General features: G+C 57.6%; 19 protein-coding genes. 4 read left to right on the top strand and 15 right to left on the bottom strand.

Going from position 1 to position 24,925, the window contains the following annotated elements:
• Positions 1-41: 41 nt before the first annotated feature.
• Positions 42-506, bottom strand: a complete 465-nt coding sequence (locus tag J9870_RS03745; RefSeq protein WP_210642760.1) for a transketolase — start codon at positions 504-506, stop codon at positions 42-44.
• 129 nt (positions 507-635) lie between these two features.
• Positions 636-1,652, bottom strand: coding sequence for a 1-aminocyclopropane-1-carboxylate deaminase (locus tag J9870_RS03740; RefSeq protein ID WP_210642759.1), 1,017 nt, complete (start codon positions 1,650-1,652; stop codon positions 636-638).
• Between the two features lie 202 nt (positions 1,653-1,854).
• Between J9870_RS03740 and J9870_RS03735 the strand changes: the two genes are divergently transcribed.
• Positions 1,855-2,364: an Lrp/AsnC family transcriptional regulator gene (locus tag J9870_RS03735; RefSeq protein WP_210642758.1), complete on the top strand. Its 510-nt coding sequence runs from the start codon at positions 1,855-1,857 to the stop codon at positions 2,362-2,364.
• 30 nt (positions 2,365-2,394) lie between these two features.
• Here the strand turns inward: J9870_RS03735 and J9870_RS03730 are convergent, their stop codons facing one another.
• From J9870_RS03730 to J9870_RS03700, 7 genes are all read right to left on the bottom strand, one after another.
• Positions 2,395-2,763 (bottom strand): RidA family protein, encoded by a 369-nt coding sequence (locus tag J9870_RS03730; RefSeq protein WP_210642757.1) that lies wholly within the window; start codon positions 2,761-2,763, stop codon positions 2,395-2,397.
• Positions 2,764-2,789: 26 nt separating this feature from the next.
• Entirely contained in the window at positions 2,790-4,022 is a 1,233-nt protein-coding gene (locus J9870_RS03725; protein ID WP_210642756.1) for a D-amino acid dehydrogenase, read from the bottom strand.
• Positions 4,022-5,449: an amidase gene (locus tag J9870_RS03720; protein WP_210642755.1), complete on the bottom strand. Its 1,428-nt coding sequence runs from the start codon at positions 5,447-5,449 to the stop codon at positions 4,022-4,024. Before J9870_RS03720 ends, J9870_RS03725 begins: the two co-directional genes overlap by 1 nt.
• A 4-nt stretch (positions 5,450-5,453) precedes the next feature.
• On the bottom strand, positions 5,454-6,137 hold the full coding sequence (locus J9870_RS03715; RefSeq protein ID WP_210642754.1) for an amino acid ABC transporter permease: 684 nt from the start codon (positions 6,135-6,137) through the stop codon (positions 5,454-5,456).
• Positions 6,134-6,790 carry an amino acid ABC transporter permease gene (locus J9870_RS03710; protein WP_210642753.1) on the bottom strand — a complete coding sequence of 219 codons (657 nt, stop codon included), beginning with the start codon at positions 6,788-6,790 and terminating at the stop codon, positions 6,134-6,136. The genes J9870_RS03715 and J9870_RS03710 overlap by 4 nt, the downstream gene beginning before the upstream one ends.
• Complete coding sequence (locus J9870_RS03705; protein ID WP_246883076.1) at positions 6,790-7,578, bottom strand: amino acid ABC transporter ATP-binding protein; 789 nt, start codon at positions 7,576-7,578, stop codon at positions 6,790-6,792. The genes J9870_RS03710 and J9870_RS03705 overlap by 1 nt, the downstream gene beginning before the upstream one ends.
• Positions 7,579-7,656: 78 nt before the next feature.
• Positions 7,657-8,526 carry an ABC transporter substrate-binding protein gene (locus J9870_RS03700; RefSeq protein ID WP_079301735.1) on the bottom strand — a complete coding sequence of 290 codons (870 nt, stop codon included), beginning with the start codon at positions 8,524-8,526 and terminating at the stop codon, positions 7,657-7,659.
• A gap of 158 nt (positions 8,527-8,684) precedes the next feature.
• Between J9870_RS03700 and J9870_RS03695 the strand changes: the two genes are divergently transcribed.
• On the top strand, positions 8,685-9,713 hold the full coding sequence (locus J9870_RS03695) for a GlxA family transcriptional regulator (RefSeq protein WP_246883075.1): 1,029 nt from the start codon (positions 8,685-8,687) through the stop codon (positions 9,711-9,713).
• 78 nt (positions 9,714-9,791) lie between these two features.
• Here the strand turns inward: J9870_RS03695 and J9870_RS03690 are convergent, their stop codons facing one another.
• A complete protein-coding gene (locus J9870_RS03690) occupies positions 9,792-11,273 on the bottom strand; it encodes a leucine-rich repeat domain-containing protein (protein ID WP_210642751.1) in 1,482 nt (493 codons plus the stop codon).
• 368 nt (positions 11,274-11,641) lie between these two features.
• On the opposite strand from J9870_RS03690, the gene J9870_RS03685 reads away from it, so the two are divergent.
• Positions 11,642-11,914: a hypothetical protein gene (locus tag J9870_RS03685; RefSeq protein WP_210642750.1), complete on the top strand. Its 273-nt coding sequence runs from the start codon at positions 11,642-11,644 to the stop codon at positions 11,912-11,914.
• A gap of 72 nt (positions 11,915-11,986) precedes the next feature.
• Here J9870_RS03685 and J9870_RS03680 read toward each other — a convergent pair whose 3' ends face one another.
• From J9870_RS03680 to J9870_RS29395, 3 genes are all read right to left on the bottom strand, one after another.
• The gene (locus tag J9870_RS03680; RefSeq protein WP_246883074.1) at positions 11,987-12,496 is read right to left on the bottom strand and encodes an IS110 family transposase; all 510 of its coding nucleotides are present in this window, start codon (positions 12,494-12,496) and stop codon (positions 11,987-11,989) included.
• Positions 12,497-12,689: 193 nt separating this feature from the next.
• Positions 12,690-13,136: a hypothetical protein gene (locus J9870_RS03675; RefSeq protein WP_210642749.1), complete on the bottom strand. Its 447-nt coding sequence runs from the start codon at positions 13,134-13,136 to the stop codon at positions 12,690-12,692.
• A 202-nt stretch (positions 13,137-13,338) separates the two neighbouring features.
• Complete coding sequence (locus J9870_RS29395; RefSeq protein ID WP_246883073.1) at positions 13,339-13,722, bottom strand: DUF5376 domain-containing protein; 384 nt, start codon at positions 13,720-13,722, stop codon at positions 13,339-13,341.
• A gap of 286 nt (positions 13,723-14,008) precedes the next feature.
• On the opposite strand from J9870_RS29395, the gene J9870_RS03665 reads away from it, so the two are divergent.
• Positions 14,009-15,022, top strand: coding sequence for an IS110 family transposase (locus J9870_RS03665; protein ID WP_210642748.1), 1,014 nt, complete (start codon positions 14,009-14,011; stop codon positions 15,020-15,022).
• 195 nt (positions 15,023-15,217) lie between these two features.
• Here the strand turns inward: J9870_RS03665 and J9870_RS03660 are convergent, their stop codons facing one another.
• Both J9870_RS03660 and J9870_RS03655 read right to left on the bottom strand, forming a co-directional pair.
• Complete coding sequence (locus J9870_RS03660; RefSeq protein ID WP_210642747.1) at positions 15,218-15,520, bottom strand: hypothetical protein; 303 nt, start codon at positions 15,518-15,520, stop codon at positions 15,218-15,220.
• The gene (locus tag J9870_RS03655) at positions 15,520-24,915 is read right to left on the bottom strand and encodes a hemagglutinin repeat-containing protein (RefSeq protein ID WP_246883072.1); all 9,396 of its coding nucleotides are present in this window, start codon (positions 24,913-24,915) and stop codon (positions 15,520-15,522) included. Before J9870_RS03655 ends, J9870_RS03660 begins: the two co-directional genes overlap by 1 nt.
• Positions 24,916-24,925 lie beyond the last annotated feature (10 nt).

The following is a 24,925-nucleotide window of genomic DNA, read 5'->3' as shown; positions in this document are numbered from 1 at the left end:
TGGAACGGTTGATTCAACAGGCGAATCGGCGCCGACACTGGCTAAATGACGCCGTGCGCCTGCAGCACGCTTTTCGCCAGACTGCGGGTCGCCGAAAGCACTTGCTCTACCTGTTGATCCATCGCTGCGGTGGACGAGGCTATCGTTCCCAGTTCGACGACGCGCAACGGGTGGCCGTGCACGGACCCCAGCCAGGTCAAGCCGGGCACCGTGCCGACTTCGACATCCAGTAAAAAACTGCCGTGGGAGACGGCGCGCAACAGCTGGCTGGCATAACACGCGTCCCCACCAGCCGATTGCTCAGGGGCAGACCCGCCCCGCAACCAGTCGACCATCAACGCCTCGGATTGCTGGACGGCCAGATAAGCCACCTGATCCCAGTCATCTATCGCTACGTGCAGCTTGTCGATCATGTATTTGGGCAACGCGGCGCTGGTAACGATGACCACTCCGGCATCCGCCGAAGGTTCCTTGATCCAGACTGCGGATTGCGATATCGCATGCATGGCGGTACTCCCGGCGGCTTGGTAGGAGCAGCTTGCTCCGGATGGCGATGAGGCTGTGACATTCAACATTGATGCCGACTAACCCACCGCTTCATGAGCAAGCTCGCTGCTACAGGTTATTGGCGCTGATCAGCCGTTGCGGAACAGGAAACTGTAGGCGTTCAGCGCAGGTGCACCACCCAGGTGTGCGTAAAGCACTTTCGAGCCTTCGGGGAATTCGCCACGGCGGACCATTTCGATCATCCCGTGCATGGATTTGCCTTCATACACAGGGTCGGTCAACACACCTTCAAGGCTGCCGCACAGACGAATGGCTTCCAGCGTACCTTCGTTGGGCAAACCATATTCGGGGTAGGCGAAGCGTGTATCGAGCACCACGTCGTCTTCGGTGATCTCACGCCCCAGTTCCACCAGCTCAGCGGTGTGCCGGGCGATGCGCAGGATCTGTGCCTTGGTTTTCTCTGGCTTGGCCGAGGCATCGATGCCGATAACGTTCTTCGAACGGCCGTCCGCGGCGAAACCGACGACCATGCCGGCCTGGGTACTGCCGGTCACGGAGCAGACCACGATGTAGTCGAACTTGAACCCCAGTTGTTTTTCCTGCTCCCGCACTTCCTCGGCAAAGCCGACGAACCCGAGGCCGCCGTAGGGATGTTCGGAACAACCCGCCGGTATCGGGAACGGCTTGCCACCGCGCTCCAGCACATCGTTCATGGCCTTCTCCCAGCTGGGCCGGATGCCGATGTCGAACCCTGCAGCGTCCAGTCGTACATCCGCGCCCATGATGCGAGACATCTCGATATTGCCTACGCGGTCATACACCGCATCGGAGTAGTTCACCCAGTTTTCCTGGACCAGCACGCACTTCATGCCCAGGTGTGCGGCGACGGCAGCGACCTGGCGGGTCTGGTTCGACTGGATCCCACCGATGGACACCAGGGTGTCGCAGCCCTGTTCGAGTGCCTCGGGAACCAGGTATTCAAGCTTGCGCGTCTTGTTGCCGCCAAAGGCCAGGCCACTGTTGCAGTCTTCACGTTTGGCATACAACTCGACCTTGCCGCCCAGGTGTTCGCTGAGGCGTTTCAAGGGCGTGATGGGAGAAGGACCGAAGGTCAGCGGATAACGTTTAAAACGATTCAGGTTCATGATCTCTGCTCCTTGTTTATTGAATATCCAAGCGCCAGACCGAAAGGCAAAAAAGGCTGCGTTCCAGGTTCTTTCAGAGGGGCTTCGATGAGTTCAATATTAAGAACAAAGCCAAAAATATGTGTTGCAAGTTTCAATCAACTAAAGAAACATAAATCATCGACTATCATTTAAAACATATTTTTATTGTGCAGAAGCCAATATGAACGCAACAAACAACCACAAGAAACCCGGCAGCCCAGGCACAGAGCCGCACCCGCTGGATCGAACCGACCGAGCCATTCTCAAGACCCTGCAGCGAGACGCCTCCATCTCCAATGTGGCGCTCGCCGAGAAGGTGAAACTGAGCGCGCCGGCCTGCCTGCGACGCGTCGAACGCCTCAAGCAGGCGGGCCTGATCAAGGACATTGTCGCGTTGCTGGACAATCAAGCGCTCGATGCAGGGATGGTGGTGTTGATTGGCGTGGTGCTGGACCGCTCGACGCCGGAATCCTTCGCAGCCTTCGAAGCTGCGGCGCAAAAGGTGTCCGGCTGCATGGAATGCCATGTGGTGACAGGGGAGTTCGACTACTTCATGTTGATACGAACCAAGGACAGCAACAGCTTCAACCGGCTCCACGCCGAGCAATTGCTTTACCTGCCCGGGGTTCGCCAGATTCGCTCGTTCATGGGGTTGCGCCAGGTCTTGTCGACCACCCAAATCCCCCTTTGAGGCCTGAAAGAGAGAGTCGGCTCTGCCCTCTCAAACACCAGCAGCAGGTTTCACGGCTATAACCATGATCTCGACCAGCACATCAGGCCGCGCCAGATTTGCCTGAACAGTGGCCCGTGCCGGAGCACTGCCGGTTGGCAGCCAGGCGTCCCACACCGAATTCATCAGCGCGAAATCACGGTCAATGTCTTTGAGCCAGATCTGTGCGCTCAAAAGCTGGCCCTTGTCGCTGCCTGCCAACGCCAACAAGGCTTCGATCTTGGCCAGCACCTGCCGCGTCTGCTCTTCGATGCCAGACTGCAGATCAGTGGGCACTTGGCCGGAGAGGTAAAGCAGATCGCCGTGACTGACCACGCCAGACATCCGCGCACTGCTCTGAAAACGTTGAATCGTTGCCATCGGGTTTAATCCATGAATTTAGAAAGTTAAGGGGTTGTGCTGCCGATCAACCGGACCAGACGCTGGGCACTACCGAACGCCAAGGTCATGCCCAGCGCTCCCTGGCCGCAATTGACGAACAGATTGTCACAACCACTGACGGCCAGAATCGGCCGCCCGGTGGGGGTCGCCGGACGCCAGCCGGTCCAGGGCTGACAATCATCGGAGTTCCATCCCTGGCCGAACAATGCCTGCGTCGAGGCTTTCAGTTGTTCGATACGCTTGACGGGAATCGACGCATCCAGCCCACACAACTCGACCATCCCCGCGACGCGCAGACGATCACCGATCCGGGCGAACACCGTTTTGCGCCGCATGTCAGTAACGCTGACCGTCGGCGCATTCATCGAATCAGTGATCGGCAACGTAATGCTGTATCCCTTGAGCGGGTAGACCGGCATGCGCACACCGAATGCTGATAACAACCGTGCACTGTAAGCGCCAGCCGCCAGCACCACTGCCTGCGTCCCTAAGAGACCAGGGCCGTCGATGGCGTGGTGGATCTCCAACGCGGTGATGCGCCCGCGTTCACGTCGGAAAGCGGCAACCTCACTGTCGAATAGAAAACGCACACCCTGCTTGCTCAGTAACCTTGCAAGCTCCTGACAAAGCTTGCGCCCATCGACCGCGCATTCGCTGTCGGTATGGATCGCGCCGTGAAACGCCTTCTTATAGCCCTCAAGTGCAGGTTCGATCGACAAGGCTTCGGCGGGACTCACTATTTTTTGTGGCCTGGAGCCTTGGGCGGCCTGGAATTTCACCTGCTCGCCGGCCTTGCGCAGGCTTTCAGCATCCGGGTACAGAACCAGTTTGCCGGTACGGGCGAAATCGCAGTGCACCTTTTCCTGACTGATGAAGGCGTCCAGCGCCAGCCGACTTTCATGCGCCAGTTCCAGCAACTCGACAGTGGTCTGACGCGAAATGGATGTACGGCAGGCCGCGAGAAATTCCATACACCAGCGCCATTGTTCCAAGCTCCATTGCGGCGAAAACTTCAGCGGGCCGTTGCGCTCCAGCAGCATCTTTGGAATGCCCGGCAACAGCGAGGGATCCGCCAACGGCTGCACGTAGCTGTAGCTCAGTTGCGCCCCATTGGCCGCACTGGCCCCCATGCCCGCCTCCCCCGCACGATCGATAACCGTGACGTTATGACCCGCCTTGTGTAAAAACCAGGCACTGCTCAAGCCGACAATTCCAGCGCCGACGACACAGATTTCCATTACGCCACCACTCTGTCCGACAGGTCCCAACCCACAGGCCGCAATTGGTGCCAATCACTGACTTGCTGATAGGCGTGGGCGATCCGCAGGACCAATGGTTCGGCGAAAGCACGACCGACAATCTGCATCGAGACCGGCATGCGTTGCTCGTCGAAGCCCACCGGCAGCGCCACGGAGCAGAGATTGAGCAGGTTGGCGAAACGGCCGAGCAGGGCCAACGGCGTCCCGTACTCATCGACCTGACTCAACGGCACACTGCCAATGGCGTTGGTTGGAAACGCACAGGCATCGACATTGGACATGGCCTCGTCCATGGCTCGACGGGCAACACGTCGCTGGTGGTGCAAATGGATATAGGCCGCCGCGTCGACGGCGCGTCCGCTCAACACCCGACGCTGCACATGAGGATCGAAGCGCAGATCATCACGCTCGAACAAACTGCCAAGGCTGGCGTAGCCTTCGGCGCTCATAAGGCCACCGGCGACGCGCATGCATTGCTCCAGCGAAGTCGGTAGCGGCTGTTCGACCAGGTGCATGCCCAGTGCGGCCAATTGCTCCAGCCCCCGGTCATAGGCTGCCAATACGCCAGGCGCGATGTGTGCGCGCTCGGCCTGTGGCAGCACCCAGATGCGCAGACCGGCCACCGGAAGATTCAAGCCTGCTGCGGCGCTGAAAACTGGCGATTTGGCCGAGACCGGGTCCAGCGGGTCCGGTCCCAGCAGCGCGTCAAGCATCCACGCAGCGTCTTCGACAGTGTGCGTAATCGGCCCCACCGAATCCAGCGATGGGCACAACTCAATCAAACCGTGACGGCTGACCAACCCACGCGTGGTTTTCAACCCAACCAGACCACACATGCCCGCAGGAATCCGCACCGAGCCGCCGGTGTCGGTGCCCAATGCCGCGCTTGCCAACCCGCCGGCCACGGCCACCGCTGAACCACTGCTGGAACCACCTGGAGCACGATGCACGTCGCGGTCCCATGGGTTCCACGGCGTGCCCATCACGGCATTTGTGCCCCACCCGCCGAAAGCAAATTCAACGGTGTGGGTCTTGCCCATGATGATCGCCCCGGCGCGCTCCAGTCGCTGGACCGCCGTGGCGGTGAGCCGCGAGATACGCGGCGTCTGCGCCAGCGAACCACCGGTTATGGCCTTGCCGTCGATCTCGAACAAATCCTTGATCGCGATCGGAATGCCATGCAACGGGCCCAGGTTGATACCTGCGGCCCGCTGCCGATCGGCAGCGATGGCGGCACCGAGCGCGCGTTGAGGATAGGCCTCGACATAAGCATTGAGTTGCCCGTTGAAGCGCTCGATCCGCTCCAGTTGCGCGCAGACCAGGGACTCGCTCGTGAGTGTTCCGGACTCCAGTGCTTGCCGCAACTGGCCAATGCTGTGGGAAGCGGTTCGATCCATGATGCTCATGTGTTCAACCTCGAATGGTTTTGCGTCCGCGAGAAAATCGTACTTCCAACGCTCGCGACAACAGAGAAAGAGGGAAAGCGATGACGAAATAGAACAGCCCCACCAACAGGAAAATATGCATGGGCAAAAAGGACTCGGAGGCGATGGCCCGGGCCGCCAGCATCAACTCATCGGTGGCGATCAGGGCGCACAGGGAGCTGTCCTTCAGAATCGACACGTAGGCATTGAGCAACGGCGGCAACATGCCGCGAATGGCTTGCGGAAAGATCACGGCGGTGAAGGCTTGCAATGGCGTCAGGCCGGTGGCGATGGCCGCCTCACGTTGGCCTCGATGCAAGGAATCCAGTCCTCCGCGCAGGATCTCCGCGACGTAGGCGCTGCCCTGCAACCCCAAACCGATGGCTCCGGCCCAGTAACCCGACAGCGTCAGCCCGAGGCTGGGCAAGGTGAAATACAGCGCCAGCAGCAACGCCAGAAGCGGCACCGCGCGCATACCTTGAATGAAAAACACGGCCAGACGCTTGAGCAATGCGCTGGGACTCTTCATCGCCCAGGCCAATAACGCGCCCAACAGCGCCGCCAGGGCGAAGCCTGTCAGGGACAACTCGGCGCTGACCCGTGCGCCGAGTAGCAGGCGAGCGACCCAGTCGCTCCAGTACTCCGGGTATTGCTGGAAAAAACTGATCATCGCGCCGCCCCCAGATGACGTTCAAGTCGGATGAATCCCACGCCAATTGGCAGGATCATCGCCGCATAGATGCACATCACCGCCAGATAAATCAGCGAGGTCTGGAACGTGGAGGTCACCAGATTGCGGGCCAGGAACATGATTTCCGGCACGGCAATGGCCGAGGCGATGGACGTATCCTTGATCAGTTGCGTGACATAGTTGGCATACGCCGGCAACGCAACGCGCAGGGCCTGGGGCAAGAGGATGTAGCGCAGAATCTGCATACGGTTCAGGCCGACGGCCTGGCCGGCTTCATGCTGGCCGACGTGCAACGATTGCAAGCCGGCGCGGAAAGTATCGGCCAGCACTGCGCTGCCTACCAGGCTCAAGCCGACGATGGCCGCCAGCCACGCGGGCAAATTGATGCCCAGGTAGGACAGCCCAAAGTAGATCAGAAACAGGTGCGCCAGTGCAGGCACATTGCGCATCCATTCGATGAAACAGGCGATGGCGCCGTGCACCAGTCGCGATCGGCTGAACGTCAGTAAAACCGCCAGCACCAGGCCACCGGCGCTGGCCAGCACCAAGGTGCAGAGGGCAATTTCCAGCGCACTCATTGCGCCTTTCAACAGCAAGGGCAACAGCCCGAGGAAAGCTTCCAGATTCGCCATCAAGCGCTCTCCACAGCCATACGCCCGAGAAAGCTGCGGGTACGTTCGTGACGAGGGCTGTCGATGACTTGCGCCGACGGCCCTTGTTCGACAATGCGCCCGCCGTCCATGAAGATCACCCGATCCGCCACATCGCGGGCAAACCGCACTTCGTGGGTGACCATGATCATGCTGCGGCCCTCTTCGGCCAGTTCGCGAATCACCGCCAACACTTCGCCTACCAACTCGGGATCCAACGCCGAGGTCGGTTCGTCGAACAGAATCACTTTCGGTTGCTGAGCCAAGGCCCGGGCGATGGCGACCCGCTGTTGCTGACCACCGGACAATTGTTCGGGATAAGACTCGGCCTTGTGCCGCAGATGGACTTTTTCCAACATCGCGTCGGCCAACTCATACGCCTGCTTGCGCGGCATGCCTTGGGCCTTGATGGGACCGAGCGCGACGTTATCGCGCACGCTCAAGTGCGGCCAGAGGTAGAACAACTGGAACACCATGGCGATCTCGCGGCGCTGCGGGGCCATCTCCCGGTCACTCATCAGACGCAAACGCCTGCCGTCCTTGACCTGCCCGATCAGCTCGTCTCCCAGCCAGATCTCGCCACGGGTAGGTTTTTCCAGGTAATTGATGCAACGCAGGCAGGTGGACTTTCCAGATCCGCTAGGGCCAATCAGCGACAAGGTCTCACCGGGCTTCAACTCCAGGCTGATGCCCTTGAGCACTTCCAGGTCGCCATAGTTCTTGTGTAATTCGTGCACGCGCAGCAACGCGTCGTCAGACAGGCTCGACATCTTGGCTAACCTCTTTTTGTTTTAGGCATGGCGATGAATCGGTGCATCTGCATGAGCCCGCCCCATCGCCGCACACACTTATTTGCAGCCAGGTAGCGTCCAGTCCGCTGGGCGATCGACGCCGAGCCGCAGGTCCTTGCCTTCGGGCATGAACCAGACATCCTGGGTCAGGCCGTAGCGAGCGCCGATCTTGCGCATCTCACAGTTTTTCCAGAGCGTCTGAATCTGTGCGTTGACCGCCGTCACCAGTTCCGGGCTGGCCTTGTTGAAGCCGAACACCACCTGACCCAAGCCCGTCAGCAGCGGGAAATTCGGATCGTTGTCGACAAAGGCGTTGAAATGCAGGTGCCATTGCTCATTGCGGGAAATGGCGTATTGCATGACCGGTGGATCGCCGATCACCGCATCGATACGTCCGGCGAGCAGATCGCGAACGGCCGCGTCGGACGTGTCGTACAGGGCGACTTGCAGGCCATCGATCTTGCGCATCTCAGGGATGAACGAAAAACCGGTGATGGTCCCGACTTTCTTGCCTTGCAAATCCTTGAGGCTGTTCCAGTTGGTCTTGTCTGTCTGGGTGATGCCGTTCTTGAAGTAGTGAATAGGATCGCTCAAGGCCATGATTTTCGAGCGTTGCTCGGTCCAGCCCATGGTGCCTGCCATGACATCCACCCGCTTGGACTGCACCGATGCAATCGTCCCTGACCACTCCATCAATGCCGGCTTGACCTTAAGCCCCAGCTTTTCGGAAATTTGTTGAAGGATTTCACCGTCATAGCCGACCATCCGACTATCTTGATACCCTGTTCCTGGCATATCACCACTGAAGGCGATGGTCAGGCTTCCCGGCTCTACTGTCTCCAATGCGAACACCGGTGCCGCAGCCAGCACAGACACCAGAAAACCGGCACAAATACCGGAAAAACGCTGAACCTTGGACGTCTTCATCGGATGCTCCTCGATAGTTTTTATTGTGGCAGCAGAACGTTTCGCATGGCCCCATCGTAGTGGGACCGGCGCTATAACTGGTTGGATGCTTTGCACGAATGATTGAATATTTGCGACATTCTGGCGGTGCAGAGAACGGGACATCCCAGGAAAGCCTCGTGGACGGGCTCGATCATGGGCAGGCGCGTCACCCGCCCATCCGCCGCGGCACCGCCGAGCTGTCTATTGGCATCATGTTGTGGCCACGCTTCCCCTTGCTGTCACTGTCAGGACTGACCGATGCGTTGCGGCACGCCGCCGATACGGGCGATCAAAGCCGCCCCATCCGCTGCCAATGGAAAGTACTCGGCACGCCCGGGCAAAGAGTCATTTCCAGTAGCGGACTGGACGTGCCCATCGACAGCGAACTCGCTGATCCGGCGCGTTTCGACTACATCGTGGTGATTGGTGGATTGCTCGACTCCATCGAGGCGGTGCCGAAAACCTATCCCACGTTCCTCCACCAGGCCGCGGCGGCACAGGTGCCGTTGATCGGTCTGTGCACCGGCAGCTTCGTGCTCGCGCGACATGGCCTGATGGAGGGGCGAACGGCGTGTGTCCACGCCTACCATGGCGACGACTGGAAGCGGCTGTTTCCGTCGTTGCGCTTTGTCATCAACAGAGACTTTCTGATCGACCAGGACCGGATCACCTGCGCGGGTGGCGTGTCAGTGATCGAATTGGCCCTTCACCTGATCGGCCTGCATTGCGGACCGGATCGTGCGGGCAAAGTTGTGCACCAGATGACGGTGGCGAAGAACACGTCCAACAGTTTCGTCGACCGACGCAAGGCGCTCGGCTACGCCAGCTCCTCCAACCGTCGGCTGCACGAAGCCGTGATGTTGATGGAAAAACACATGGCCCAACCCCTGGATATCGAGGCCATTGCGCATCTGGTCGGCACCAGCAAGCGGCAATTGGAACGCCTGTTCGTCGCTGAAACCAACAACAGCCCGGCCCAGTTCTACCGCCAGGTCCGACTCAGGTTCGGCAGATGGTTGCTCGTGAGTTCCGATCGCCAGATCGGCGAGATCGCCTTTGAATGTGGCTTCGCTGATGCGCCGCATTTTATTCGACACTTTCAGAGCATGTTTGGCCTGTCGCCAGGGAAGCTACGCAAGGCCTTGATGCAACAAGAGGGGAAGTAGCGCTGCAAGTGAGTGTCCTGATACACGGCCCAGCGCTGTGTTTTGAAGATTCGCAGTATCGATGGCATGAACCGAGCGTCAGATACCCGGCCCCATCACCCGCGCAGGCAACCTGGCCAAACGATCCCAACCGTCTGCGCTGATCTCGCTGCAGTTAAACAACGACAATGTTTGCAGCGGCAACTGCTCCAACACCGGCACCACGGCTGAAGTGATCTGCGATTCCCCAGGATCTGCCGCAAGCGTCAAATCTCGTAGTGGCATACCCGAGAGATGGGCCACTCCGACGTCTGTGAGCCAGGGACTGTCATACAAACCCAAGCGCTGCAAAGGCAGATCCCGCAGACAGGCGAGATCGGCATCGCGCAGGTCCAGACCACTTATTTCAAGTTGCTCCAACGGCAATCCCAACTCGGCGAGCTTACGCAAAACCTTGCCATCGACACCGCGACAGAAACTGAGGTTCAGCCGCTTCAGCGGCAGGCCAGCCAGTTGCTTCAACTCCTTCCAAGTGATGTCGTTCAAGGAAAGGTCCAGGGATTCCAAGTCCAAACCACGCAGGTCGCTCAAGGTATCTGCACACACGCCTTGCACATCGGAAAGCCCCAGCCGCTTCAGTGGAAAAGCGTGCAGCACATCGAGTCTTTCGATCACTTGGCGGGACGACTTGAGATCCAGATCGGCGAGCGGCATGCCTTCCAATACTTCAAGATCGTCATCAGCGATATACGAAGACTGGAGCGACAGCCGTTCGATGGGCAGCTCCCGAATCGCGTCGAGCGTGGCGTCTGTTGCGTAACAGTGATCCAGACTCAGCGCGCGCAATGCCGTCAGGCTGGAAAGCCAGGAAGGGTCCTTCAGGATTGCGCTGCTCCAACCGAGGGACAGTTGTTCGAGTGGGTGATTGCGTAAGTGCGCCATCCCACGGGAAGTCAGCTCGCCGACGCGTTCTAACGTGAGTGTTCGTAACTGGAGTTTCGACAGGGCGAGAAGACCGTCGTCGGTGACGTCATCGCAACGGTTCAACGACAATTCCTGCAGCGGGCTATTGCTGAGTTGCTGGAGGAAAGCGTCGTCGAAGTCTTCGCCGTAGGTGCCTAACTTCAGCCGGCGAAGTCGCTCGACTGAAGGCAGGCTGGTGGCGTTATCGTTGCGAGAAAATCCGCTGATTTCCAAGGTGTCGAGGGCCAAGCCTGGCAAGCGTCGCCACACATCCGGGCCGCAGCTGAATCTCGGGCTGTTGAGTTTCAGCGTGCGCAAGGGCAACCCAGCCAGGGCGTCACACCACTCTGGCTCGGCATTGTTCAACTCCACATGGTCGACCGGCAGGTTGCGAAGTTGAGGCAGCAATGGGCCGGGGCGATTTTTATGGGCGGTGGTGTTCAGGTGAGCAACAACGACGTTAGCCGCCGGATCGCACAGGCCAGCCGCAACGCGTACACCCTCCAGTGATGCCTCTGCGGTGTCGAGCAGGTCGTGATAGAGCGACGCTCGCGCGGCAATGTCATCGGGGTTGGCCGCGAGTTGGGCGATCAGCGCGTTGCGGTTGGGGGTCTGCACGGTCTAGGAGTCTGCGAAAGGAATTGAAAGGAAATATGACCGATAGGGAAGCATAAAAAAGAGTCTTGCTGAAGAGGCTGCCAGGGTTGGGTCGCGCCATATCGTTTTCACCTCCCTCGCCACGATCCCGTCTCTAGCCATGACGATGTGTCGAATGGACGGCTGGTTCGAGCCCGTTGATAGCTGCGAACCCAATGTAGGGAAATGCAGCCGCTGAAAAGCCAACGGTCCTACATGAAGCTCGGAAAGTGGCGTCTTGTAGCACTTGAGCGGGGCGGCCTATAGTTCCTCGTCGCCCAAATGGCGGCTCGGGTTTGGCGACTCGATTGAACGAGGTAGCTCCCTTTCAATTGAATGAGGTACTACCGATGAATCGATACATGCCCATCACCGGCATCGACTGCATCCCCGCTACCCTGCTGATCGACACCGAAGCCCCCCTCGATGTCCTCTTCGAAACCGCTGATTACCGCATCCGCACCGTGACCCAACTGCTGGAAAACATCGCGTTTCGCTCGGAGATCAGTTCCGACACGCTAGTGCTCTCCGACCTTTGCAAAATGCTGACGATAGCGCTGCGCGATGGGTGTGATGTGATGGATGTGATTGGCAGACGATTGCGGTCGCAGGCGGCGGAGTAAATAAAGATGGCGCAGTTCTGAGAACTGCGCCATGGAAGAAAAGGGGACTGGAAGAAAAGGGGACAGTTTTATTTACTTAGGAAGCAGAACATCAGCCCGCTTACGCTTAAAAATAAATCTGTCCCCTTTTTTCAATTGACGTGCAGCGATATTTTCGACGGCCAGGATGTGCTGGGTTCTTGTGCGAACCAATTGAATTCGTTTACGCGCCAAATCTCGTAGCGCTCGTTCGTGCGGAGGATGAATATAGCCCGTCGGCAGAATCCCCAGTCGCAGCAAATGCGCGAGAAATACGGCATCATCCTTATCGTCCGAGTGCTTCAAACCGTCATAGCGTTTCATCGCCACCGGGTTCGCCAATTTGACGTTCAAGCCCGCAGCCATAAGGCCATCGACAAGCCAATACCAGTTGTACGTCGACTCGACCACCACGCCGGCCAACTCGTCACGGTGCGGATCGAGGAGCGCAATGATCGGCGTTAGCTCATTGGGACAGCGCCGGCTCACCAAAACTCTATCCGTTTCGTCGGTAACCACGACAACGCTGTTGTTCGAATGCAGGTCTATGCCACAGAATTTCATCACGGCCTCCTCAGCAAAAGTCTAAGTTCGCACCTTGAATTTTGCGCCACCTCTGTGAGGTGGGGAGGCCGGCCAGATGATTCTCAGATTTATTTAGAACTGAGCAAACAAATAAATCCGTCCCCTTTTCGCTTAAGCTTGCCCCTTTGAACTTCACAAAATAAATCCGCCCATTTCGTGTATTTTTGCATTATCATCTCACCCAAGATATCTGATCTTCATCTAAGTAATAGAGCCCCTCAAGCCTCCCTGAAATTTCAGAAAGATCGAGAAGAGGTTCTGAAACATATGAAATAGGAAATATCGCCCTCACCCCTTGTGCTCTTTCAGAATAATCATCCCAAGAGGGTTTAACCATTCCATTCCAAAATGTAACGGATGAGCCATCTTCAAGAAAAACAACAGGCTTTAAGTATTCTACCGCCCCACTACCATCCCAGTACAGGTACCCCAAGTAACTAGAACCATCTACCCCAACAAATTTAGTCCGAACAATTATTTGAGCATCAGCACAAACCACCTTCTCAGCGAGAGGACGGACCGTCAACTCATCCTCAACAGACTCATCCATGGGAAAGTACCAGACGCCATAACTAGCCAAGTCATCAACACTCAACTCATACACTTGTTTATCAGCCATATTTGCGCACCTACTTAATCAAACGCTTCAAAAAAGGGGACAGATTTATTTATAAATAGAGAAAAACCAACAAGCCTGCGCTCTCTGCGTTTACAAAATAAATCTGCCCTCTTTCCTGCATAAAATAAATCTGTCCACTTTCGATCCTTTTTTGACACCTGCCCCCTTCTTGTTCGCTCTAGCAACTTCTCACAAGAACAATTTACACTTCAACTTCTCTCCCCCCAACCATCGGCCCCATTTCAATAAAATTAATCCATGCCAACATGGCAGCTTCAAAAGAAAAAAGGCTTATAAGCTCGAAATAACTCTCATCATAGAGCGAGTAAATTTTCACCTGATCCTTGGTTAACTCTGCCCCCCAAGCATCGCGACTCCAATCTGCCAAACCAACCGTTGAATCCTTAACTAACCCTATTCGCTTGACTCCCTCTTTCAGCCAAGAAATAGTGCCCAACAACTCTTGTCCGCCATCGTCCATTAAGAGACAAGCAAGTGGACTAACCCCGTCCACTTTGACAACATCTGAACTACAGCCCGGAGAAAATGCACCCGAGATTTCACTCCATAAAAATTGCAGTCTCATTATACAAACACCTAAAGCTTGGGATATACAGTAGTTTTCGGATTCACGTACCCTTCAACTCTAACCCCACTAGGGGTTACGCCACTCCATTTATTACCCTCAATTGTTTTATTCTGTTAAAAAAGAAAAAAGGGGACAGATTTATTTACAACCCGAGCAAAACCAACAAATCTGCCCGTCTGCGTTTCACAAAATAAATCTGAGAATCATCTGGCCGGCCTCCCCACCTCACAGGGGTGGCGCAAAATTCAAGGTGCGAACTTAGACTTTTGCTGAGGAGGCCGTGATGAAATTCTGTGGCATAGACCTGCATTCGAACAACAGCGTTGTCGTGGTTACCGACGAAACGGATAGAGTTTTGGTGAGCCGGCGCTGTCCCAATGAGCTAACGCCGATTATTGCGCTCCTCGATCCGCACCGTGACGAGTTGGCCGGCGTGGTGGTCGAGTCGACGTACAACTGGTATTGGCTGGTCGATGGCCTTATGGCTGCGGGCTTGAACGTCAAATTGGCGAACCCGGTGGCGATGAAACGCTATGACGGTTTGAAGCACTCGGACGATAAGGATGATGCCGTATTTCTCGCGCATTTGCTGCGACTGGGGATTCTGCCGACGGGCTATATTCATCCTCCGCACGAACGAGCGCTACGAGATTTGGCGCGTAAACGAATTCAATTGGTTCGCACAAGAACCCAGCACATCCTGGCCGTCGAAAATATCGCTGCACGTCAATTTGGGCATAGTTTTAGCTGTAATGAAATCAAAGGCTTTTCAGCCGCATCTGTTGACAGGCTGGGCCTGCCAATAGATGTGGCTTTGGCGATGAAGGCCAATGTGGTGGTCATCCAAGCGCTCGAGGCGCAGATCGCCGAGCTAGAAGCGCGACTGCTTCAACAGGCCAAGCTACGACCTGAATATTTGTTGCTAAAAACGATGCCAGGCGTGGGTGAAGTACTGGCAACGATCATCATGTTGGAAACCGGTGACATAGACCGTTTTGCAGAGGTCGGCAACTTCGCCTCTTACGCTCGCTGCGTAAAAAGTGCGCATTACTCCAACGGAAAAAAGAAAGGTGAAGGCAACGCAAAAAATGGCAACGCTTACCTCATTTGGGCTTTCATTGAAGCAGCCAATTTTGCCCGGCGTTTCAGTGACGATGCCAAACGATTTTTCGAGAAAAAGAAAGCCAAGACAAACAGCGTGGTCGCGACCAAAGCACTGGCTCATAAATTGGCGCGTGCGAGCTACCACATACTTAAGGAGAAACAGCCTTTTGACGCTAAACGCTGTTTCGCCTGAAGGGCGAGTTAGGTGATGGCCGGCCAACCAAAAGGGGACTGGGCATGGAAGAAAAGGGGACAGATTTATTTACAACCCGAGCAAAACCAACAAATCTGCCCCTCTGCGTTTCACAAAATAAATCTGTCCCTTTTTTGCTCCTCTTTTTTGCTCAAAAACCCTAGGGACAGACCACATCTTGTCGCCGAACAAAAATCAATATAAGAAATTCGTCTTTACACTGCCACCACGCTGATAAGTCATAACAAATGAATGCCAATTTTCACCGCGGCCGACAGCGTTGGCTTTTAGTTTTTCAACGAAATCATAAATTAGAAAACTATCGAAATCAGTCTCAACGTCATGAAACTCAACTTCATTTTTCTTCACAGTCAATTCCGCTTCCATGCACCCCTCTCCTACTTCAACCTTATAACAAAAGAAGTCGTACCCGTGCACAATCCCAGACTCAACCAACTCAAATATTTTTTTAACCAGCTCAAGATCATTGGTTACCACTACAAAACCTCCGGCAGCTCATTAGCTTCATTTTTAAAGATTAATGTTTTTGCTTTCCCATCTATAGTATATGTTAACTGTATCGCATCGGGCCTTGCCGAGGCTGGGTCATCTCGCCTGAACTTTATCGTCGTTGCCCCAACCGTTTTAGAGGGATCATTTAGCGCCTCTTTTATTCTGTGCTCATAGAAAACTTTATACGCCGAGTTATTGAAGTTCTGATCCTGCGGGAAGAGATTGTATCCATCACACGTCCCACCCTGACTACACGCTTGAGCATGCCCGCCAACGTCCGTTTCGCGTCCTTCCTTACCAGCGGCTGTCTGCCTGGAATCCCTCGGGACTTTGACATTAGCAGGCGTAAACGTCAGTTCTTCTACCATGCCATGACTGTTTGTAACGAAAGAGTCACCATTATCTAGCTCATACCGAGTATTAGGGCTCCTGGCCTCTGGATTATTAAGTATTTCGTAAGTGGGCGACCCTTTGACTGACTGGTTGGTATCCACCTTCACGACAGGATACGAAACATTCGTCTCGGTTGTACTTTCGGCGACATTCGGTTTCGATCCGTCAGGCGTTACCGACGATTGATTGTTTTTCGGCCCCGCTTCCACCCACCCCTTCGACGGCGTATCCCCAAATTCCTTAGCCCAATCCGGATGTTTCGGATCAATCTCCAACCCATCGGTCCCCTTCGTTATACCATCCGAAGGTCCCTTACCAACGATGCCGACAACCTTACCCGTCGCAGCACCTGCAGCATTTGTAACCGTCCCCAAGGCTATATTCAGCAGCGTCGTTGCGCCACGAACGTACACATCGCCCGACTGTTCACCCCGACCCTGCTCGTGGCGAATCTTGAAGAGATTATCGCTAATCTCCAGGTCAGCCTTATCTTTGTCACTGAGTTCGCTTGCAATCGATTTCGATACTGAATCTTTTGCCGCAGCGATTTTGTCGCCAAACAGCTTGTCGACCACCACGTTCCCAGCGAGACCGACCGCCATTTTGGCGGGCCCCATGACTGCCTGAATCCCCAAGCCCAGGAGCTGCGCTTGTTCTACTGGAAGACCGTCCAAGTACGTCTGCAACCGCGCAGTTTCTTGCAGCAGCTTTCTACCCGGCGTGTCCACCTGCACGTCTTCGACCTTCCGCCACTTCAAGGTGCCATCGGTATCTGTATACCAAGCAAGGGTACGAGGCTTTTTCTCCGAATCATTTGATACACAGCCCCCCTTGGCATCGCAGCTTTCTTGCAGCTTGGCAAACTCTGCAAATCTCTTCGCGAAGCTTTGGATAGCGGCTACATCCTCAGGCTTCAGCTCCTGGATATCCCCAGCATCCTTACCATTGCGAACCAAGTTCTTCGCAACATTCAGCGCAACCTCATCCCCCAGCGCAGCTCTCGCCGCAGCAGGCACCTCATCAATTGAAACCCGCTGCGCCTGGATGTTGGTCCAGATCTGCTTGGTGGCCTCCACCGGCCCATTAACCAACTTGAGCGCGTCCTCATACGCTTTCAGGCTGCTATCGGGGTAGCTTTTGATGCTGTTCTTCCAAGCCTGCACCGTCCCAGAGGTATCCATCACCGCGTCCACCGAGGACTTGGTGACGTACAAGTCGGTCCGAGATTCCTCATCCTTGGTGATCTCGTAGGCCTTGCTCACGTCCCGGTTGAGCCCTGCCGTCGAATCGGTCCCGGTCTGAGCATCATTGCGTACCGCCACTTCACCGGCCCCAACAGTCGCCCGCACGATCTGTTGACGATCCTTTTCGTACTCCCAACCGCTGATGCTCCAGCCGTTTTTATCTTTCTCGCCTTTGCCAACCTGACTGCTGTCCTGGGCGCCGCCTCCCCCCTGGGAGTAGCTGCCACCCACGTTCAGGTAATAGCCATGTTCCTTGTCCTTACCGGCGATATCACTGAAGCCCAGAGTCCCAGTGTCCAGTTTGAGGTTGCCGTTGTCGGCGGCGATCAGGGCACCATCCAGTTGAGTGTGATCCTCGGTCCGGATATCGACTTTGTTTTTGCCGGTGATGCTGGTTTGCTGCTCGACCCAATGGGTCTCACCGGTCGTCTGCCCATATCCCACAGAGCCACTGACGCCAGCCCCTGGACCAAAGGTCGCTGTAACGCTGAGGTCGAACTCTTTGCCTTTGACTTCGCCTGTGTCAGGCACCGAGGAGACATTCAGGTCGCCGCCGACACGGCCAACAACCTCATCGCCGCGCAGGGTGGCACCGCTGATGTTGGTGTCTTTGCCGCTGGTGAAGCCCAGGCGATTGCCCGCGTAGAGATAGGCTTCTTGCTGGCGGTTACCTTCGCGCTCAAGATTGCCCTTGCCGATGTTCACACTGACGTAGACGCCTACGCCTTGAGAACCGAATGTCAGGCCTGCCTCGCCACCACCGTTGTGTCGGTTGCTCTCACTGTCGCTGGCGTTCTGCGCCGACCTGATGTTCAGCTCATTACCGGCATCGAGCGCAATATCTCGCCCAGCCTTGACCTGAGTGCCTACCAGGTTGATGTCATGGCTGGCGTCCACGTTGACATCCCTTCCAGCGGCAACCTGAGTGGCCGTCGAACTGCCGTAAACGCCGTCCTCGGTGGCAACACCGTAGCTGCCACCGACACCCAGTTTAAAGCCGCCACTGGTGCCACCATGAATCCCACTCCAGCTTTGGCGATCAGTGCTTTCCTGGCTGACACTTCCCTTCGCCACATCCAGCGTGACGTCGCGACCTTTGACGTTGATATCCCGCCCGGCCTTTAGCTGACCCCCTTTGACCGTGACGTCGTTACCGGCATTGAGATTTAGGTCGTTGCCCGCATCGAACGTCGACGCGCGGTTGGTCTGCTCAATGACCTGCTGACTACTGGTTTGTGTGCTGTTGCCGAACTTGACGTCAACGGTCGGTCCGTTGACGAATTGAGTGACGGCATCAATGCCTTTAAGGGTGCTGGACGCCTTGCTGACGCCGTTCTCCCCTTTCCCTGCGCCACTGACCGCGTCCTTGGTGTTGCCGTAGTTATGATTGAACGAAATGCCAAGCCCATTACGACTGGCTTCGCGCTCCTGCTCGGTCAGTTGGGTCTCGCGTGCAGCATCGATGTTGAGATTGCGTCCGGCCGTGAGGCCAATGTCACGGGTGGCACGCAGATCAGAACCCGTCTGGTTGATATCGCGCTGAGCGTTGATGGCAACATCTTGCCCTGCACTGATCTGGCTGGCGGCAGCGGTCTGCTGTTCCAGACGGTTCTTTTCCTTGAGGCTATCGGCACCTGCAAAGAAATTGATCCCATTGGCATCCGAAGAAACACCGATCCCAGCTTGCTTGTTTTTCTCCCAATCCCGCTCGGAACGACTGTTCTGCGCAGCCAGAACATTCACATCACGCCCGGCATTCAAACTGACATTGCGCCCGGCATCGATGCCACTACCCACCAGGTTGATATCGCGCTCAGCCTGTAGAGTTGCATCACGATCAGCCGTCACCTGGCTACCAACGCTGGTACTGCTTTGCGCAATCCGGCCCGACTCTTTGGCCGAGGAGAACGACAAGAAACCACCCGAGACCGAGAGCCCGGTTTTCTTCTTGTATTGCTCGCTATGGCTGTAAGCGGTGTCGTTGGCAGAGACGAGGTTGATGTCGCCGCTGTCCTTGACCAGGCCCGCACGCAGTTCAACGTCATTACCGGCAGTGGTTTCGCTGGCGCGCAAACGCAAGTCATTGCCCGCGACCAGCACCACATCGTTGCCCGCCTCCAGCTCGCTGGCCACTTGGGAGGCTGTGGTTTTCAACTCGCTTTTGCCGCTCTTGGACAAGCCGAGGAAACCCGATTTGGTTTTCTTGCTGTAGGAGCCGTGCTCTTCGATACCTGAGAGCACCGCCACATCACCAGTGGCCCCAACCACCAGATCATTGCCGGCGCTCAACTGACTGCCGATCACCGTGACGTTGCGGCCGCCGTCCAGCGTGACACCGCCACTGGCGGCTTGGCTGGTATTGACGGTCAGGTCTTGCCCGGCCTCCACCACCGACGCAACGTTGGTGCTGTCATAGCTTTCCCGTTGTTCGCTTTTACTGCGGCCAAAAGAACCTTTGCTTTTCTTCGAGTAGAACTCTGCGGCTTCGTCCTTCGCGGACAACAGACTGATGTCGCGACTGGCGTCGAGGGCAACGTCCTTGGCCCCTTTCAGCTGACTGGCCACCAGGCTCAGGTCTTGCCCGGCCTTGGCGCTTAGATCCCCACCTGACTGGATAACCGAAGACTGCTGGCGAACAAGGTCGCTGCTGCTTTTGACTTTTTTACTTTGGGAGAAACGATGGCTTTCGTTGGCCGCAGACGTGATAGCGATATCGCGCCCGGCAGTCAGTGCCAGGGTACTCTGGGCGATGACGTTGCTGGCGACCACCCTCAGGTCCTGCCCAGCGGTCACCTTCATCTCGCGGCCCGCGGTAGCGCTGGAACCATGTTGGGTGATGGTTTGGTCCCGGTGCCTGCTACCCATCGTGTTGCTGTCCACCTGCTCGGCAGAGGTGATGTTCACATCACGCACCGTCTGCAAGTTCATGTCGTTACCGCTCTTGAGCATACCTCCCTTATTGGCAATATCCCGCCCAGCGCCCGCGCTCAGGTCATGACTCGCCTCAATCCGCGCCGCGCTGTCAGCAAAATCGCGTTGCTCAGACTTGTAGCCAGTGCTGCTGGCATGCCGGGTAATGGTTCGCTCATTGGTCACATCACCGGCCACGGCAACAACACTGACATCCCGGCCAGCAATAACCCCGCCGGCCCGGTTAGTAAGATCATTCCCCGCCAACGCCTCAAGACGATTCCCCGCCTCCAACAACCCGCTGTTTACCAAACTGTCGCCAGCCGTCGCCCTCAGGTTGCTGGCCGCACGCAAGGTGCCCGCGTTGTTCAAATTCTTACCCGCAATCAGGCTGACATCAGAACCCTGAATCAACGCCCCATTAGCCGCCAGACGATTATTGGCCTGGGCCAGATAAAGCACCGGCACCAACACCTGTTCGTTGTTCACCGTCCGGTTTTCCATCCAGACGATGTCGTGGGTCAGGGCCGCGACTTGTTCGGCGCTGAGGCTGACGCCCAGGGACAGGTTGAGGGCGTCCTTGCTGGCGATGGCGTTGTTCATCAGGTACTTGAACATGCCGTCGTCGGAGGTCTGGCCGTCGAGGAAGCGTTGGCCGGTTCGGGCGATTACGGCTTGCTGGATCAGGCGTTGTTCGTAGAAGCCGTCACCCAAGCGCTTGGCGGCGGTGTCGGGGTCGTAGCCCAGGTTTGTCAGCAGGTAGTCCGAGCTCATGAACTGGCGCATGTCGGTCAGCGCCGGGTTGGTCTCGATCAGATACTTGTGCGGGTTGGATTTGATCGAGCTGTCCGGCAGGCCGCGCACCTGTTGCAAGCCGCTGCCTTGGGTGGGCGTGGCCGAGCCGTCGCCGCTCATGCGGAACAGGCCGTTTTGCCCGGTGGGCAAGTCAAAACCCGGCAGGGCCAGCGGATCGACCTGTTTCTGGGTCAGGTTCGGCGGTAGCTGCCGATTGACGTTGATGCGGGTCGAGAAGGCGTTGTCAGCCTGGGTATCGGTGCGCGGGCCGGCGCCGACGTAGTTGTAGCCGCCACGCACGACGCTGTTGTCGGCGTTGCCCTGGGTGCGGACATCGACCGCGCCGCCGGCCTGGATAATCGCGGCATAGGTCTGGCTGTCGGTGGTGGCGGTCTGAGAGCCAAGCTCGGGGATTTCGCGCTCGGTCATGCCGATGAAGCGGCTCATCGCGGCTTCAAGGCCACCCAGGTCATTGGCGTTGTAGCCTGGGCTCTGCAGCCAGTATTTATTGGTGAAGTCATTCGCGGCGGCGCGCCAGCCACCTGGGCTGCGCGTGCGCTCGGACATGAAGGTACGCGAGGTTTCGGTCTCGCCGGTCTCGATGCCGATGTTGTTCAGGCTGACGAGGTTGGCGGTCAATGCGCCGCCGACGCCGATGCTGCTGCTCCGGTTGGTCAGGGTGTCGCCCTGGATATTCAGGTTGCCGCCGGTGGTGATGCTGGAGGCGGCGCTGGCGGCGGTGACTTCGAACTTGTCGCGCTGGATGATCTGCCAGACGTGGTTTTCCTTGCCGCCGCTGCAATCACCGGCATTGACCCCTTCGATGCAGGCCACTTCCCTGATCGAGGCGGTGTAGATGCCGGCGTCGTGGGTGGTCAAGACCTCGCGGACGTTGTCGATAGTGCTGGCGGCCAGGCGCATGTTGCCGTCGCTCTGCAGCGTTCCGGAGCTGTTGAGGATGCGGCTGGCACGGGTGCCGAGGCCGTCGCGATCGATGCTCAGATCACCCAGGCTGTAGATATCGGCATAGCGGTTGGTCAGGCTATTGACGCGCAGGCTGGTATTGGCGCCGCTGAAGATCAAACCGTGCTCGTTGAGCAGGTCGCCGGTCGATACGCCGAGCGCCCCGGCACTGCCCAGCGTGCCGTAGTTGTTGATCGTGGCGGCAGTGATGCTCATGTCCGCCGCAGAGGTCAGGCGACCGTAGCTGTTAAGGACACCATCGACCACGACGGTTGTGTTGCCGCCGCCCGCGATGCTGCCGTTTTGCTCCAGATTGATCAGCGCGGCCTTGAGGCCCAAGGTGCCGAGGCTGCTCAAGCGGCCGTTGCCGGCATAGGCGCCGGTCAGTTGCAGGTCAATCGCCCCATCGCCGCCGATCAGGCCATCAACCCGCCAGTTGCTGCCACGGCCTTCCATGCTATTGGCGCTGAGCAACTGGCCGGTGGCCGTCTGGGTCAGCTGATCGACATGAACCACCAGGTGCCCGGCCTGGATCGCGGTGCTGTTGGTCCAGCGGTCAGCCGTCACCGTCAGGTTGCCGTAGGTCACCAGTTGCCCACCTGCCTGGCCCAGATTGGCCTGGCTGATGCCAAACAATCCCAGGCCGGTGTGCAACAGCTTGCCACCCACGTTCTGGACGCTGCCGGTGTCGAAGCCCACATCATTACTGGCGGTTTCAAGGGTGCCGTCGCTGTTATCGAACAGCCCCCCGATGTTGAACGCCGTGGTGCTGTTCTTGCCTAGGGTGCGCAGTTGGCCTTTCTGGTTGCTCAGGCTGGCCGCAAGAATATCCAGGCTGTCCTGGCTTTCGATAATGCCGGCGTTGTTGTTCAGCGCACCCGAAAGGTCAAAGTCGATGCGACTGGCGCTGATCTGCCCGCCGCCACTGTTGTCCAGATCTCGGCCAATGACCTGGACCTTGCCCGTGGCGTACATCCCGCCGCTGCGGTTGTTGATATCCGCACCCGCGTTGCTGATCACGATATCGCCCGCTTGCGCGGCCAGGCGCCCGCCGTCGTTGAACAGCCCCGCCAAGGCTTGGATGTTCAGTCCTTGGGCCTGGATCGTGCCGCCCTGGCGATTCACGTCATAGCCATTTTTCAGCACGCCGGTGGTGCGCGCCTCCAGCGCGGCCTTGACGCTGGACAGCACGCCACCACGGTTGTCCAGGTTGGTGGCGAAGACACTCAGGTTGGCGTCCTGGGCGATGATGCTGCCGCCCTGGTTATCGATATCGCCCGCGACATCCACGGTGACCAAGCCTTTGCCTTGCAGCGTGCCTTTGGCGTTATTCAGACTGGCAGCATCGAGCTCAACCTCGCCAGTACGGCTGGCGATCAGGCCTTTGTCGGCGTTGTTCACCGCGCCAGTCGCGCTGACCAGCAGCTTGCCATTGGCGGCGACGGTGCCTTTGTTGCTGTTGTCCAGGCTGGCGGTGCGCACGGTCATGACGCCTTGGCTGGATAGCTCGCCGCCCTGGTTTTTGATCGCGCCGGTGTTGGTGATGTCGAGGTTTTTGCCAGCCATGACCAGGCCGGTCAGGTTGTCCAGGCTGCCGAGGATCAGCGTCGCGCTGTTCAGGCTCGACAGTTCACCTGCATTGTTTTCCAGATGGCCCAGGTTGGCCGTCAGCAGGCCCTGGCTATTGATCAGGCCGCCCTGGCTGTTCAGGACCTGATTGGCGGTCAGGTGCAATTCGGTGCCGCCAAGGATGCGGCCTTTATTGCGGTTATCCACAACGTTGCCGATGACGGTAGTCTTGCGCTGCCCACTGAGGGTGCCGCCCTGGTTGTTCAGCCCGGCGCTGGTCGTGACATTCAGGTCGCGACTGGCGATGACGGTTTTTCCGGCGTTGTTCAACTGCTTGGCAGAGAGGGTGACATCACCTGTGGTGTTGCGGCTGTTATCGGCGTTGACCCCGGCTTCGATGATGCCGTTGTTGCTCAGCGTGCCACCGCTGTCCAGGTGAACGCTGTCGCGCGCCACCAGGTTGTTCTGGCTGGTCAGGTCGCCCTGGGTCTTCACGTCCAAACGGCTACCGGCGTACACCTGGCCGCGGGCTTCCAGGCTGTTGGCCTGGATGTTGACGGCACCGGCGGCGGCCGTCTCGGCCATGCTCAAATGCCCATTGGCATCAAGCTGAATATCCCCCCCACTGGCGACCATCTTGCCGTCCAGCTTCACCCCAACCCCAGCTTCAGTCCCCACCAGCTTGATCGCGCCGGCGTACATGCCACCCAACGCCGAAGAATCGATAGCCAGTTCCGGCTTGGCGCTGCCGTCGTCGGCGCGGGCGGTGGCATTCAGGGTGCCGGCGTTAACGTCGTTGCGCCCGGCGACGATGGTCAGATTCTTGGCCTGGATCTCGGCGTTGATCTTGGCGCTGCGGGTGATGATTTCGAAACGGTCGACGTTGTTGGCGTTAAGGCCGGCGCCTTCAATGGTGACGCTGCCCTGATCCACTTGATAGCGGTTCACCTGGCCGTTTTCGATGATCGGCTTACCCGTGGTCAGGGTCGCCTTCGGGGTGTTGATGAACCCGCAGCCATTGCAGGTGATGCCATAAGGGTTGGCGACGATGACATGGGCCGACTGCCCCGCCACTTCGGTGTAGCCGCGCAGCTGGCTCGGGTTGCCGCCGTTGACTTCGTTGAGGATGACCCTGGCGGCCGTGCCCTTGAGGTTCGGGTTGCCAAGGATGATCCCGCCCAGTTGTGTGGATTGGGCGGGGTTGGTGGCGTTGTTGAGGATCACGCCGTTGCTGCCGACGTTGTAGTCCTTGAACTGGTTATGGGAAAGACCGTTGCCATTGGGTTTGGCGATATTGACGATGGGCACGCCGTTGCCCGCCCGGTCGAGGCCGGTGCCCGGTGCACTGACCACGATGCCGTCGGCCTGGGCCCACATCGGTTGCCAGAACATGACGTTGGCCAACAGGAATGCCAGGCCGCGCTTGGGCATGCCCCAGAACTGCTCGCGGGGTTGCAGGGCAGCAGAGGGTTGGCGGGCCAGGAAAGTGTATTGGCGATCGTCCATGTTCAGGTCT

This window comes from Pseudomonas sp. Tri1 (assembly GCF_017968885.1).
GTDB lineage: Bacteria > Pseudomonadota > Gammaproteobacteria > Pseudomonadales > Pseudomonadaceae > Aquipseudomonas.
The sequence above is the reverse complement of the archived record's forward strand: the minus strand, read 5'-3'. Positions and strand labels throughout refer to the sequence as shown.

Coding starts and splice junctions, on each gene's coding strand:
- J9870_RS03740 (WP_210642759.1), bottom strand. CDS start 1,652: ATGAACCTGAATCGTTTTAAACGTTATCCGCTGACCTTCGGTCCTTCT.
- J9870_RS03655 (WP_246883072.1), bottom strand. CDS start 24,915: ATGGACGATCGCCAATACACTTTCCTGGCCCGCCAACCCTCTGCTGCC.
- J9870_RS03675 (WP_210642749.1), bottom strand. CDS start 13,136: ATGGCTGATAAACAAGTGTATGAGTTGAGTGTTGATGACTTGGCTAGT.
- J9870_RS03720 (WP_210642755.1), bottom strand. CDS start 5,449: ATGAGCATCATGGATCGAACCGCTTCCCACAGCATTGGCCAGTTGCGG.
- J9870_RS29395 (WP_246883073.1), bottom strand. CDS start 13,722: ATGAGACTGCAATTTTTATGGAGTGAAATCTCGGGTGCATTTTCTCCG.
- J9870_RS03700 (WP_079301735.1), bottom strand. CDS start 8,526: ATGAAGACGTCCAAGGTTCAGCGTTTTTCCGGTATTTGTGCCGGTTTT.
- J9870_RS03730 (WP_210642757.1), bottom strand. CDS start 2,763: ATGGCAACGATTCAACGTTTTCAGAGCAGTGCGCGGATGTCTGGCGTG.
- J9870_RS03680 (WP_246883074.1), bottom strand. CDS start 12,496: ATGAAATTCTGTGGCATAGACCTGCATTCGAACAACAGCGTTGTCGTG.
- J9870_RS03710 (WP_210642753.1), bottom strand. CDS start 6,790: ATGGCGAATCTGGAAGCTTTCCTCGGGCTGTTGCCCTTGCTGTTGAAA.
- J9870_RS03745 (WP_210642760.1), bottom strand. CDS start 506: ATGCATGCGATATCGCAATCCGCAGTCTGGATCAAGGAACCTTCGGCG.
- J9870_RS03665 (WP_210642748.1), top strand. CDS start 14,009: ATGAAATTCTGTGGCATAGACCTGCATTCGAACAACAGCGTTGTCGTG.
- J9870_RS03735 (WP_210642758.1), top strand. CDS start 1,855: ATGAACGCAACAAACAACCACAAGAAACCCGGCAGCCCAGGCACAGAG.
- J9870_RS03705 (WP_246883076.1), bottom strand. CDS start 7,578: ATGTCGAGCCTGTCTGACGACGCGTTGCTGCGCGTGCACGAATTACAC.
- J9870_RS03725 (WP_210642756.1), bottom strand. CDS start 4,022: ATGGAAATCTGTGTCGTCGGCGCTGGAATTGTCGGCTTGAGCAGTGCC.
- J9870_RS03715 (WP_210642754.1), bottom strand. CDS start 6,137: ATGATCAGTTTTTTCCAGCAATACCCGGAGTACTGGAGCGACTGGGTC.
- J9870_RS03685 (WP_210642750.1), top strand. CDS start 11,642: ATGAATCGATACATGCCCATCACCGGCATCGACTGCATCCCCGCTACC.